This window comes from Porticoccus litoralis, from assembly GCF_030676955.1.
Taxonomy (GTDB): domain Bacteria; phylum Pseudomonadota; class Gammaproteobacteria; order Pseudomonadales; family Porticoccaceae; genus Porticoccus; species Porticoccus litoralis.
The window spans coordinates 26,323-40,016 of record NZ_JAUUUU010000006.1; the positions used below are offsets into that span (position 1 = coordinate 26,323).

Sequence of the window (13,694 nt, forward strand, 5' to 3'; positions counted from 1 at the left end):
TTTTTTCAGGCCAATAGAGCTAAACAATCTTTATGATGCTACTCCCTCGGCAAGACATTGGTACAGTGCCTAGCTAGAATAAGCGCTCTTTGATGTAACGGCCCTGGACCAATTAGCAGCGGGCCGGCAACTATCCGGATGTTGAGAAAATAATGAGCTACCCGACCATTGAATCCTGTATTGGCGAAACGCCTCTCGTACGTTTACAGCGATTGCCTGGCGAAACAACCAATACCATCCTGGTCAAGCTGGAGGGTAATAATCCCGCTGGCTCCGTCAAGGACCGTCCGGCTATCAGTATGATTCAGCGTGCTGAGCAACGGGGTCAGATCCGTCCTGGCGACACATTGATTGAGGCGACCTCCGGTAATACCGGTATCGCACTGGCCATGGCGGCTGCCATCAAGGGTTATCGGATGATCCTGATCATGCCGGAAAACAGTACGGAAGAACGCAAGGCTGCCATGCGGGCTTACGGTGCCGAGTTGCTGCTGGTCAGTCGTGAGGAAAGCATGGAGGGCGCCAGGGATCTGGCCAAGGCCATGGAAGCAGAGGGTAAGGGGATCGTTCTCGATCAGTTCGGAAACCCTGATAACCCCTTGGCTCATTATGAACACACGGGGCCTGAAATATGGCGACAAAGCGAACATCGAGTGACTCACTTTGTCAGTTCCATGGGCACAACGGGCACCATTATGGGTGTTTCCCGTTATTTGAAGGAGCAAAACTCCGCTATTCAGATTGTTGGCCTGCAGCCACAGGAGGGTGCAGCCATCCCCGGTATAAGGCGCTGGCCGGAAGCTTACCTGCCGGCCATCTTTGATGCATCCCGGGTTGATCGGGTGATGGATATTTCCCAGGCTGATGCCGAGACTTGCATGCGCGATATGGCTCGCAAGGAAGGCATTTTCTGCGGAGTATCCTCCGGTGGCGCGGTTGCCGGGGCCCTTAAATTATCTGAAGAACTGGAGGATGCGGTCATTGTCGCTATTATCTGTGACCGTGGAGATCGTTACTTATCCTCGGGAATTTATCAGTCTGAATAGCCAGTAGCAGCAAGTTGCAGGCTCATCGGCCCGACGTTAAGCTGCTCACGGGCTAAATCTTGGGATACTCCCCATCAGATAATAGACTCCGGGTAAAACCAGTTAATGGTTTTAGAACCATCCATTAGGTTTACGATTATCGCGATGCTCTGGCGCAACATCCGGGCATCAGGAAACACCTCATAAGAGTTGTCTATGGTACAGGTTAGGGACCACCATCCGGTCCAGGAACAGGGCACAGTCGATATTGAACAGTGGGTTGATAGCCTGCTGAGCAAGATCGTGACAGATCGTGACGTTCGGGACGCCCTGATTACCGCCTGTGAAATAGCACAGGAAGCGGAAGAAAAATCAGGGGACGAACGCTGGACGCCGACTGTTAGCAGCTTCCGAACTGGCCTTGAAATGGCGGAAATTCTCGCCGAATTACACCTCTATGACGTGGACAGCCTGGTCGCCGCCATTCTTTATCGAGTTGTCAGGGAACGTCGGCTTTCCATTGAAAAGGTTAAACAGCATTTTGGCGCTGAAGTGGCGCAGCTGATCAGCAGTGTTCTGAAAATGGCGGTTATCAGTACCCTGCGTGCCGATGGTGAAGCAACGGTATTTGGTCACGCCGCAGCTCAGCAGGCTGCCAAAGTCAGGGAAATGCTGGTATCAATCATTGACGATGTTCGTGTCGCGCTGATCAAGATTGCCGAACGAACCTGTGCTATTCGCGCACTAAAAACCGCTACCGATGAAAAGCGTCAGCGTGTGGCCCGCGAAATTTTTGATGTCTATGCGCCGCTGGCACACCGCCTGGGTATAGGACAGTTGAAATGGGAGCTGGAGGACCTGGCTTTCCGCTACCTGGAACCCGACGAGTATATGCGAATTGCGCGTTTGCTGGACGAACGCAGGATGGACCGGCAGCGCTATATCGATGAAGTGATCGATACACTGCACAAAGAATTGGCCAAGGCAAAAATCAAGGCTGATATTGCAGGCCGAGCGAAACACATCTATAGCATCTGGCGAAAAATGCACCGCAAGGATGTGGGGTTTTCACAAATCTACGATATTCGTGCCGTGCGGGTACTGGTGCCCACTGTTGCGAATTGCTACACCGTTCTCGGTATTGTTCACAATCACTGGCGAATTATCCCCAATGAGTTCGATGACTATATCGCCACTCCGAAGGAAAATGGATATCGCTCCCTGCATACAGCAGTGATTGGCCCGAATAGAAAGGTTGTGGAAATTCAGATTCGCACCTATGACATGCACGAAGAAGCAGAATTCGGCGTTTGCTCCCATTGGCGCTATAAAGGCACCGACCTGAAAGCTTCCGCACGCAGTTACGAAGAGAAAATTGCCTGGTTGCGTCAGGTGCTTGAATGGCACGAAGAGATTGAAGACGATCAGGTCAAGGAGTTGCTCAGTCGCGACAACGCCACTGACAGAATCTATGTCTTTACCCCCGAAGGGCATGTGGTAGATCTACCCTTGGGTGCTACGCCGCTGGATTTTGCCTACCGTGTTCACACCTCTATAGGGCATCGTTGCCGGGGTGCCAAAGTGAACGGCAGGATTGTGCCGCTTAACGCCACCTTGCATACGGCGGATCAAGTGTCAGTGTTGACCAGTAAACAGGAGTCCCCCAGTCGTGACTGGTTGTCGCCAGCACTCGGTTATCTCCATACCGCGCGGGCTAGAGCCAAGGTTCAACAGTGGTTCCGCAAGCAGGACCAGGATAAAAACGCACAGGCAGGCAAGTCGATACTTGATCGCGAGCTGCGCCAGCTGAATATAGGCCGGATTGATCTCGATGCTATTGCCGTAAAGTTCAACAAGCATGGTGAAGAAGGCTTGTATGCGGCAATTGGTGCCGGTGATGTCGGTGTTGCCCAAGTTGTTAATGCGATCGTTGCGACACTTGATCTGACTAGCAAGCCCCAGAAAATTCCGGTCTTTACCCCCAGCAAAGCCAGCCGCTACGAAGAGTCCGATATATACATCTACGGAGTGGGCAATTTGTTGACGCATATTGCCCGTTGTTGCAGTCCTGTGCCCGGGGACCAGATTAGTGGTTACATCACCAGTGGGCGGGGTGTTTCGGTACACCGCAAAGATTGTGGCAACCTGTTGCGCTTGCAGAATCAGGAGCCTGAGCGGGTGCTCGAGGTTTCCTGGGGTGGCAAACCCAAGCAGGTCTATCCAGTCCGTGTCGGTATCGATTCCTATGATCGCAGCGGTTTACTTCGCGATGTGAGCGTTATTCTGGACAAGTCCGGACTCAACGTGTTGGCCATGAACTCTCGAAGCGATGAAAGCCGCAAAGGTGTCTCCGTACGTATGGAGATAACCGTTGAGGTCAGTAGTTTTGACGAGTTGAGTGCGGTGATGTCCAGACTGAGGCAGATTCCTAACGTTATCGGTGTTCAGCGGCTGGATGAAAACTGACATGTTCGATAACAAGAGTTCACTCCAGGATCTTCTCTACCTGATGAGACGCCTTCGTGACCCAGAGACAGGATGCCCCTGGGACTTGAAGCAGACATTCGCAACCATTGTGCCTTTTACCCTGGAAGAAGTTTACGAGGTTGTCGATACCATTGAGCGTGAGGATTATTCCCACCTGAAGGAAGAGCTCGGTGACTTGCTGTTTCAAGTGGTGTTCTACAGCCAGTTGGGGGAAGAGCAGGGCCTATTTAACTTCGAGCAGGTCGTATCAGCACTGACTGATAAGCTTGTCAGTCGCCATCCTCATGTTTTCCCCGAAGGTACATTGCACAGTCAACGCGATGCACGGGAAAACCCCAACGAACAAGATATCAAGCAGAACTGGGAGCGCCTTAAGCAGGGTGAACGACAGGATAAAGGTCGTTCATCGATTCTGGATGATATTCCTCGGGCATTGCCAGCCTTGAGTCGTGCGCAGAAATTGCAGAAACGGGCTGCAAACCATGGTTTTGATTGGCCGGATAGTGGTGGGGTGTGGAATAAACTGAACGAGGAAATCGACGAATTAAAAGCGGCGTTGCGGGAGCAGAATCAGGCGCTTATCGAGGATGAACTTGGTGATGTGCTGTTTACCACCGTTAATCTCGGTCGTCATCTGGGCGTCGACACAGAACTAGCTCTGCGAAATGCTTCGCGAAAGTTTGAGAAACGTTTCCAGTACCTGGAAGAAAAGCTTGCCGAATCTGGTGAGGAGGTTGTCAAGACCTCTCCACAACGTCTTGATCAGTTGTGGCGTGAGGCCAAGCTGGAGACCAGGTAACATCGGCCAAAGCCGCGTATTTGCTTGTTATCCGGGCGGATTATGTGTAAGGTTTCCGCCCTCAATCACGAGTTTGGGCAATTTGCTAATTATAATTCTACCCAGATTAAGCGGAGATCATCGATGCGTATTATTTTGTTAGGACCGCCGGGAGCGGGCAAAGGTACACAAGCCAAATACATCACTGAAAAGTTTGGCATTCCCCAGATTTCAACCGGCGACATGCTGCGCGCTGCAGTTAAGGCTGGCACCGAGCTGGGCCTGAAAGCCAAAGATATCATGGCATCAGGCGGCCTGGTCTCTGATGACCTGATTATCGCGCTGGTGAAAGAGCGCATTCAGGAGCCAGACTGTGTAAACGGTTTCCTGTTTGATGGTTTCCCCCGCACTATTCCCCAGGCTGAAGCACTGCTCAGTGAAGGCGTCACTATCGACAAAGTCATTGAAATTGATGTGGCAGATGATGAAATTGTGTCTCGCTTGAGCGGCCGCCGTGTTCACGAGGGTTCAGGTCGCGTCTATCACGTTATCCATAATCCGCCGAAGCAGGAAGGTGTGGATGATGAAACCGGCGAACCACTGATCCAACGTGATGACGATAAGGAAGACACTATCCGTAACCGTCTTTCTGTTTACCACGAACAAACTGAGCCTCTGGTCGGCTTCTATCAGGGCTTGGCTAAAACCCAACCTGACAGTGCGCCTTCTTATGCCAGTGTCAATGGTGTTGGTGCTCTGGCAGATGTTGAAGCACGTCTGGAAGAAGCGCTGGCTTGAGTTCAAGCAGTCATGCAAAATGGGCCCGATAGGGTCCATTTTTTTTGCCCAGAAATTGATAGGTTATGAATAAAAAAGCCGTTATTGTCGTTAATCTCGGAACGCCGGAAACACCGACACCGGGGGCCGTTGCGAAATTTCTGAAACAGTTCCTTTCCGACAGCAGAGTGGTGGAAGCACCCAAGCTGCTGTGGTGGTTTTTACTGCGCTTGGTGATTATCCCGTTGCGAGCCAAAAAGGTGGCACATAGCTATGGTGAAATCTGGCTGGCTGAGGGGTCGCCGCTCCGGGTTATTACCGGGCGCCAGGTTACAGCACTGCAAAATCAGCTGGACGAGGATGTCGGACTGGGAAATACCGTGGTTTGTGAAGCAATGACCTACGGAGAACCATCTCTTTCTCACACCTTCCAGAGATTGCGGGAGCAAAGTATTCAGGAGTATGTGGTGCTACCTATGTATCCACAGTATTCGGGATCGACCACCGGAGCTATCTACGACCAGTTGTCAGCTATTATTCGTCAGTCGCGGGATGTTCCAGATATCAGTGTGATCAAGTCATTTCACGATCACTCCGGATATACCGACTGTTTAGTGCAGAGTATTCGTGATTCCTGGGAAAAGAATGGGCGACACGAAAAGCTTTTGATGTCGTTCCACGGTATTCCACAGGAATATGTTGATAAAGGTGACCCCTATTACCAACACTGCCTGGGCACTGCCGAAGCAGTGGCAGAAAAGTTGTCTCTGGAAAAAGACCAGTGGGCGATGAGTTTTCAATCGCGCTTTGGCCCCAAACAATGGCTGCAGCCCTACACAGATGAACAATTGAAAACCTGGGCAACCAACGGTGTGAAGTCCATTGATATTATCAGCCCTGCATTTACGGTTGATTGCCTGGAAACACTGGAAGAATTAAATATATCTTATCGGGAGCTTTTTCTATCTGAAGGCGGTGAACATTATCATTACATTCCTTGTTTGAATGATGCTCCAGAATTTATTAAAACCCTTGCAACGCTGGTGAAAACAAAACTATTTAATTAAATTTACCGAAATCAGCTAAATTACTGTCTATATTTGATTATTTTTTGCTCCTCTGCTGGAAAATATCTTTAAATTGAATAAACTTTATACACATCAATTTTATTGATGATTATATTTTCTTTTTTTTTCAGCTTAAAGGGGACATCCAATGGCTCGAGCTCCCAAGAAAACTGCTGTTAAAGCAGTAGCAAAAACCACAACCAAAAAAACAACAGCAAGGAAAAAAGCAGAGGTCAACAAGGTAAACCCTGCAGTCGCTAAAGCTGAAAATCTTATCAGCAAGTTGGAAAAGGAGATTTCTACCCAGAGCAGCAAAGTTAGCGCTGCAAGAAAAAAACTCATGGCAGCGAGAAGTCGCGTTGCTGAAAATTCATCGAAAGCTGCCCAGTCAGCCTTGAAGAAGGCTATGCAGGAAGTCCGCTCAGGAATGACAAAGCTTGAAAACCTGAACGTAAAAAACACTCTGGCAAAAGCAGAGCTACGCGCTGCAAAAATTATGGGCCAGCTGGCTGATATGGAAGAAAAGGCAAAAGCCCGGGTCATTCAGGCAGAATCCAAACTCAAGGATAAAACCCAGGAAGAACTGGATGCGGCCAAGAAGCGTTTTGAGCAGGCCTGGTTGAAAAAACGTTCCAATGATATGGCGAGAAAGGTCAGAGAGGTTGAGCGAAGAGCGCTTTCCAGAATTAAATCTGCTGAAAAATCACTACACAAAAAAGCTCAGGCAGTGATTAAGGCTGCCGAGAAGAAAGTTGCTGCCGTGAAGGAAGCTAAAACCCCGATGCCATCTGTCCGTGGACCTGGGCGTCCCCCAAAAGCCAAGGCTGTTGAGGCAACTACCGTCAAACGTGGACCTGGTCGCCCCAGAAAGACTGCTTCGACAAACGCTGCTGCCAAGACAGCTACGGCGAAGCGCGGGCCGGGAAGACCACCCAAAAAAGTGACGGCGACTGCTACAACGACTACAGCTAAACGCGGTCCTGGAGGGCCAAAAAAATCGACAACAGGTGCCACTAAGTCCGGCGCAGGGAAATCTGCAAAGGCGGCAGTGAAACCAGCTACAACCAAACGCGCGGTCGGACGTCCTGCCAAGGCTAAAACATCTGTTGCAAAAAAACCTGTGGTAAAAAAACCAACCACAGCTAAACGTGGTCCTGGTCGTCCACCCAAGGCAGCTTCTTCAAAATCCAGTAATGCCAGCGCGACCAAAGCGACAGATACATCAACTGGAACTGAAGCGAAAAATGAAAGCGCAAGCTGAAGGGTTTGACCTCAGGTTGGCATAAACCTGCCCACTGCCAGAGGCTAATTCAGGTTACAATCCCCCGCTTTGACGGGGGATTTTTTTGTGCACACGGTTTTAGCCATCGATACGACGACCGCTGCCTGTTCAGCGGCGCTGAGTCTTCGAGGAGAGGTAATTTCTCGTTTTCGTCTGGCAAGTCGTGAGCATACCCGCCTACTGTTGCCGATGGTAAATGAGCTGCTGGAAGAGGGTGGTATTTGCCTGAATCAGCTGGATGCGTTGGCATTCACCCACGGTCCCGGATCATTCACAGGTATTCGTATTGGTTTTGGTGTTGTTCAAGGCCTGGCCTTCGGCGCTAACATTCCTGTATGCCCGGTTTCCAGTCTCGAGACATTAGCCCTCACAGGGCTTCGCAAGCAGGAGCCAGTAAAAGAGCCATGCATCGTCATGCCGATGTTTGATGCACGAATGGATGAGGTCTATTGGGCGCAGTTTGAATGGCGTGACGGCCAATTGACGAGGTTGTATGAAGACAGTTTGTCCGTACCGGAAGACCTTCCCGCCACCGCTTCCCCGCTAGCAGTCCACGGTTTTGGCGATGGGTGGAATTACGCTCAGAGAATTGCCATTTCCCCGACATTTCTTAATAGAGAAGCCTTGCCAGATGCTCTAGATGTTTTGACGCTGGCAATGCCTCAAATTGCACATGGAGCTACGCAAGCTGTAACTGACGTGCAGCCACTGTATTTGCGAGACAAGGTGACCTGGAAAAAGCGCCAGCGATTGCGAGAACAAAAATCGGAGAATGGCCGAGGGGAGTCCTGCTTGTAATGGATGCACTACAAATCGCTATCCTAGCCATTATTCAGGGCTTGACCGAATTCCTACCGATCTCCAGCTCTGCCCATCTGATTTTGCCGTCGGCAGTATTGGGTTGGTCCGATCAGGGGCTTGCCTTTGATGTTGCCGTGCACGTTGGCTCGCTGGTCGCTGTATTGTGGTATTTCAGGCGGGATGTACAGGGCCTCATAACAGGTTGGCTACGTAGCGTAACTGGTGGAGGTGGCTCACCGGAAAGCAGGTTGGGCTGGCAGCTTATTCTTGCCACCATCCCCGCTGGACTTGCGGGCCTGTTATTTGCTGATTTCATCGAGACACATCTGCGCTCAACCCTGGTGATTGCCATCACCACGATCCTCTTTGCCTTGTTATTGGGTGCTGCTGATATGTTCAGTGCCCGCAGTCGTCCACTCACCGACTTCACCTGGCGTGCTGCGTTATTTGTGGGCGTTGCCCAGGCTATCGCATTAATACCGGGTACTTCACGTTCCGGCATTACCATTACTGCAGCATTGGCGTTGGGATTTGACCGCCCAGCCGCAGCCCGTTTTTCCTTCCTGATGGCGATTCCCATTATTGTGCTCAGTGGCGGTTACAAAATGATGCAACTGACCCGTCTCGAGGAAGTCCCTTGGGGTGATATAGCCCTGGGCACTTTTTTGTCTGCTGTGGCCGCCTATCTGTGTATCCACCTTTTCCTTACCTGGATTAACCGCATTGGGATGTTGCCGTTTGTTATTTACCGCCTGCTGCTCGGTGCCGTGCTGATTATTATCATGATGAATTAGGAATTCTAATCCGTGAGCAAAGTTGCCTTTATTGGTTTGGGTGTGATGGGTTTTCCCATGGCGGGCTATCTTAGTCGTGCGGGCCATGAGGTCTGTGTCTACAACCGCACAGCGGCAAAGACGAAGGCCTGGCTTGAATGTTATCCCGGTAGGGGGGCAGAGACCGTTATCGAAGCTGTCAGAGAGGCGGACTTTGTTTTTGCCTGCGTCGGTAACGATGATGATCTGCGGGAGATCACTACTGGAGACAACGGGGCGTATTCAGCCATGCAGGAGGGCGCCCTGTTTATTGATCACACCACCGTTTCCGCCACTGTCACCAGAGAACTGGCAAAAGTGGCAGGGGATAGAGGGATTGGCTACCTGGATGCGCCGGTCTCCGGCGGTCAGCAAGGGGCCGAAAAAGGTCAGCTGACGATTATGGTTGGCGGAAATACCGATGATTTTCAACGCGCAGCGCCCTTGATGAATAGCTATGCCCGTCAGGTCACGTTGCTCGGTCCGGTGGGCTCAGGCCAACTATGTAAAATGGTCAACCAGATCTGTGTGGCCGGGTTAATTGAGGCTCTGGCAGAGGGATTACATTTTGCCCGGGCAGCAGGGCTGGATGCCGAACAGGTGATCGACGTCATATCCAAGGGGGCAGCCCAGTCCTGGCAAATGGAGAATCGCTATCAAACGATGTTGGCCGGTGAGTACAATCACGGTTTTGCTGTGGATCTGATGCGTAAGGATTTGGGGATTGTGCTCGCAGAAGCGAAGAAAAATGGCACCCGGTTACCGGTGACCAACATGGTTAATGAATTTTATGATGAGCTGCACAACATGGGTGGTGGTCGTTGGGATACATCCAGCCTGCTGGCCAGGCTGGAAAGTCAATCGGGTTAAGGCAATAGGCAGGATATAAGCCAATGAGTAGTGAACTTTTCAATCAGCAACTGCTGAAGTATATCGGTAATTCTCCCACGCCTTTTCATGCGGTCAGAAATCTCCGTGAGCTGTTGGATGATGCTGGCTTTCAGTCCTTACCAGAAGAAGATGCCTGGGAGCTGAAGAAGGGTGGGCGCTACTACATCACACGCAATGGCTCTTCCATTATCGCTTTTGTGATGGGCCAGATCCCTGTCGAGGAATCGGGTATCCGCATGGTCGGGGCCCATACCGACAGCCCGTGTCTCAGAGTGAAGCCGAAACCTGAATTGAATCGTCAGGGTTATTTTCAATTAGGTGTGGAGGTATACGGTGGTGCGTTACTGAACCCCTGGTTTGATCGGGATTTGTCTATAGCTGGCCGGGTTATCGTAGATAACGGCGAGGGCAAACTGTGTCAGGGCTTAATTGATCTGCAGCGGCCGGTGGCGGTGATTCCCAGTCTGGCCATCCACCTTGACCGGGATGCCAACAACGAACGGAAGGTGAATCCGCAAACGGATATCCCACCAGTTCTGTTCAAGGATGCTAAGAAGGACATCAAGGATTTTCGTGAAGTTCTATCCGAGGCCCTGAGCCATACCTCTACCAGTCTGGCCGGCAAGAAAATTGTCGACTATGAATTGTATTTCTATGACTGCCAGCAACCTGCCATTACCGGATGGCGAGATGAGTTTATTTCCAGTGCCCGTCTCGATAACCTGCTGAGCTGTTTTACCGGCCTAAAAGCCTTGCTGGAAAGCGGCGATCGGCAGACCACCATGTTGATCTGCAATGATCATGAAGAAGTCGGCAGTGTATCCGCCTGTGGTGCCAATGGCCCAATGCTGCAGTCACTTCTTGAGCGCCTCTACCCGCAACCGGAACGGCTGACCCGTATTATTCGCCGTTCATTGATGGTGTCAGCCGATAATGCCCATGGGGTTCATCCAAACTATGCGGATCGCCACGATGGCAATCACGGCCCGATTCTCAATGCCGGTCCGGTACTGAAAATCAACGCCAATCAGCGTTATGCCACTAATGGTGTAACGTCTGCTATTTTCCGCCAGTTGTGTGAAAAGGCTGATGTGCCACTTCAGGTTTTCGTAAATCGGACAGATCTGGGATGTGGCAGCACCATAGGCCCCATTACGGCGGCCATGCTGGGTGTCCAGACCCTCGATGTGGGTGTGCCGACCTTTGCCATGCACTCCATTCGAGAGATGGCCGGTAGCGAGGATGCGCACAATCTCTACCGTGCTCTCACGGAATTTTACAGTTATGAAGGCAGTTTGCTGGTGGAAGACATCTGAATGCACAATTTCGCCTTTATCCCCATGCTGAAATCCGTATGATGTGCGCCCACAAGACGTATTAACTGTAGATACAACCCATGAATAACAACACAGCTTCCGAAGCCGATACTGTCCTGACCGGCATAACCACAACCGGCACGCCCCACTTGGGTAACTACGTGGGTGCTATCCGACCAGCCATTGCTGCCAGCCAGAATACGGATGTTAATGCCTATTACTTTCTGGCAGATTTCCATGCGCTGATCAAGTGCCAGGAACCGGAAAAGGTCCACCAGTCGACCCTGGAAATCGCTGCAACCTGGTTGGCACTGGGTTTGAATACCGACAATGTGGTGTTCTATCGGCAGTCCGATATTCCTGAAATTCCACAGTTAACCTGGTTTCTGAATTGTGTCGCCGCCAAGGGCCTCATGAACCGTGCACATGCCTACAAAGACTCGGTTCAGAAGAATCTGGACAGTGGTGAGGACACGGATTATGGCATCACCATGGGATTGTTCTCCTACCCGGTGTTGATGGCAGCAGATATTCTCATGTTCAACGCCACTAAAGTGCCGGTGGGAAGGGATCAGATTCAGCACATTGAAATGGCCAGGGATATCGGCCAGCGTTTCAACCACATCTACGGTGAACATTTCACGTTACCGGAAGCGGTAGTGGATGACCATGTGGCGGTATTACAAGGGCTCGATGGTCGAAAAATGAGCAAGAGCTATGGCAACACGATTCCGCTTTTCCTGCCGGAAAAACAGCTGAAAAAACATATTAATAAAATCGTCACCAACCTATTGGAGCCCGGCGAACCCAAAGACCCGGATACGTCCACCGTGTTTCAGATTTGGCGCGCTTTTGCCACCAAGGAGCAAACGGATGCGATGCGTCGTGAGTTTGAAAATGGCATCGCCTGGGGTGAAGCCAAGAAACAGCTGTTCGAGTTGATCAACGAGGAACTGCGGGAGCCACGTGAGCGCTACAACGAGCTTATGGAGAACCCGGACTATATCGAAACCACGTTAAAGGCTGGCGCTGAAAAGGCGAGAGCAGTGTGTACACCATTTATGGATAAACTTAACAGGGCGGTGGGGCTGTATCCTTTAGTTTAATCAAAATCATAGTGAATCAGTTCAGCTAGGGAAGGCTGGCTATCACCTCCAGCATCGCATGGCAGAGCAGTTGCAGGTCATCTTCACTGATGATGTAGGGGGGCATCACATAAATCAGTTTACCGAATGGCCTGATCCACACCCCTCGATCAACAAATGCCTTTTGGATGGTTGCCAAGTCGACAGCCTGTTTCATTTCCACGACGCCAATCGCCCCTAACACACGAACATCAGCTACATTAGCAAAGTCGCGTGCGTGTGCCAGTTCAACCTGAAGCTGTGACTGTATGTCTTGAACTCTTTCAGACCAGTCACTGGACAACAGCAGGTCTATGCTGGCATTGGCCACTGCGCAGGCGAGGGGGTTGCCCATAAATGTCGGGCCATGCATAAAAACTCCGGCTTCGCCCTGACAGATGCCATCACTCACTTTTTCAGTGCAGAGTGTGGCTGCCAAGGTCATATATCCACCGGTAAGTGCTTTACCCAGGCACATAATATCAGGGGCAATATCCGCCCATTCACAAGCGAACAGCTTGCCGGTACGCCCGAATCCTGTAGCAATTTCATCGGCGATCAGAAGCACATCATATTGATCGCAGAGTTCACGTACACGTTGCAGGAAGTGGGGCGAATAAAAGCGCATGCCGCCCGCACCTTGCACAATCGGTTCGAGGATAACGGCGGCCAGCTCATCGCAGTGCCCTGACAATTGTGTCTCAAAATCTGTAATGTAGGCTTCGTCCCAGTCGTCATCGAATCCACAGCGCGGCGCTTGGGAAAATACCTGCTGCATCAGCACATCGTGAAAGAGGTGATGCATACCGGTAATAGGGTCGCACACAGACATCGCCCCGAAGGTATCACCGTGATAGCCATTGCGCAGACTCAAAAGACGGGTTTTTCCAGTAACGCCGCGGGATTGCCAGTACTGGAAGGCCATCTTCATGGCAACTTCGACACTGACCGAGCCTGAATCACATAAAAACACCTTCTCCAGGCCTGTCGGTGTAAGATCTACCAGCGTTCTGGCAAGCTTGGCGGCGGGTTCATGGGTGAGGCCGCCAAACATGACATGGGACACCCGTTCGACCTGCTCATGAAGCGCAGCGTTAAGGGTAGGGTGGTTGTAACCATGAATGACACACCACCAGGAAGACATACCGTCTATAAGCTGTCGTCCATCAGACAACTCAATGCGAACACCGTGTGCAGAAGTGACCTCATAGGCCGGTATCGGTGATGTCAGGGAAGAGTAGGGATGCCAAATATATTGCTGGTCAATGGCAGAAATTTGGGACCTGCTAAGTTTATTCATGGAGAGGTGATTCACAGTCCAGGGGATTGATATT

The 13,694-nt window shown here is 51.0% G+C and carries 12 protein-coding genes; 11 read left to right on the forward strand and 1 reads right to left on the reverse strand.

All coding sequences use genetic code 11. The features are described 5' to 3' along the window. Positions 1 to 152: 152 nt before the first annotated feature. The 11 genes from cysM to Q8A57_RS09960 all read left to right on the forward strand — a co-directional run bounded on the left by cysM (position 153) and on the right by Q8A57_RS09960 (position 12,342). Positions 153 to 1,046 (forward strand): cysteine synthase CysM, encoded by an 894-nt coding sequence (cysM, locus tag Q8A57_RS09910; RefSeq protein WP_305170948.1) that lies wholly within the window; start codon positions 153 to 155, stop codon positions 1,044 to 1,046. Positions 1,047 to 1,241: 195 nt separating this feature from the next. Further along, positions 1,242 to 3,491, forward strand: coding sequence for a GTP diphosphokinase (gene relA / locus Q8A57_RS09915; protein WP_305170949.1), 2,250 nt, complete (start codon positions 1,242 to 1,244; stop codon positions 3,489 to 3,491). 1 nt (position 3,492) lies between these two features. Then, positions 3,493 to 4,311: a nucleoside triphosphate pyrophosphohydrolase gene (mazG, locus tag Q8A57_RS09920; protein ID WP_305170950.1), complete on the forward strand. Its 819-nt coding sequence runs from the start codon at positions 3,493 to 3,495 to the stop codon at positions 4,309 to 4,311. A gap of 123 nt (positions 4,312 to 4,434) precedes the next feature. Next, positions 4,435 to 5,088 carry an adenylate kinase gene (adk, locus tag Q8A57_RS09925; protein ID WP_305170951.1) on the forward strand — a complete coding sequence of 218 codons (654 nt, stop codon included), beginning with the start codon at positions 4,435 to 4,437 and terminating at the stop codon, positions 5,086 to 5,088. A gap of 65 nt (positions 5,089 to 5,153) precedes the next feature. After that, positions 5,154 to 6,134, forward strand: coding sequence for a ferrochelatase (gene hemH, locus Q8A57_RS09930; RefSeq protein ID WP_305170952.1), 981 nt, complete (start codon positions 5,154 to 5,156; stop codon positions 6,132 to 6,134). A 148-nt stretch (positions 6,135 to 6,282) separates the two neighbouring features. After that, positions 6,283 to 7,395, forward strand: coding sequence for a hypothetical protein (locus Q8A57_RS09935; RefSeq protein ID WP_305170953.1), 1,113 nt, complete (start codon positions 6,283 to 6,285; stop codon positions 7,393 to 7,395). Between the two features lie 87 nt (positions 7,396 to 7,482). Beyond that, positions 7,483 to 8,214, forward strand: a complete 732-nt coding sequence (gene tsaB / locus Q8A57_RS09940; protein WP_305170954.1) for a tRNA (adenosine(37)-N6)-threonylcarbamoyltransferase complex dimerization subunit type 1 TsaB — start codon at positions 7,483 to 7,485, stop codon at positions 8,212 to 8,214. Beyond that, complete coding sequence (locus tag Q8A57_RS09945; RefSeq protein WP_305170955.1) at positions 8,214 to 9,011, forward strand: undecaprenyl-diphosphate phosphatase; 798 nt, start codon at positions 8,214 to 8,216, stop codon at positions 9,009 to 9,011. Before tsaB ends, Q8A57_RS09945 begins: the two co-directional genes overlap by 1 nt. Before the next feature lie 12 nt (positions 9,012 to 9,023). Further along, positions 9,024 to 9,899, forward strand: coding sequence for an NAD(P)-dependent oxidoreductase (locus tag Q8A57_RS09950; protein ID WP_305170956.1), 876 nt, complete (start codon positions 9,024 to 9,026; stop codon positions 9,897 to 9,899). A gap of 23 nt (positions 9,900 to 9,922) precedes the next feature. After that, entirely contained in the window at positions 9,923 to 11,236 is a 1,314-nt protein-coding gene (locus Q8A57_RS09955) for a M18 family aminopeptidase (protein WP_305170957.1), read from the forward strand. Between the two features lie 80 nt (positions 11,237 to 11,316). Continuing rightward, the gene (locus Q8A57_RS09960) at positions 11,317 to 12,342 is read left to right on the forward strand and encodes a tryptophan--tRNA ligase (protein WP_305170958.1); all 1,026 of its coding nucleotides are present in this window, start codon (positions 11,317 to 11,319) and stop codon (positions 12,340 to 12,342) included. A gap of 25 nt (positions 12,343 to 12,367) precedes the next feature. Here Q8A57_RS09960 and bioA read toward each other — a convergent pair whose 3' ends face one another. Then, the gene (gene bioA, locus Q8A57_RS09965; protein ID WP_305170959.1) at positions 12,368 to 13,660 is read right to left on the reverse strand and encodes an adenosylmethionine--8-amino-7-oxononanoate transaminase; all 1,293 of its coding nucleotides are present in this window, start codon (positions 13,658 to 13,660) and stop codon (positions 12,368 to 12,370) included. Positions 13,661 to 13,694: the final 34 nt, after the last annotated feature.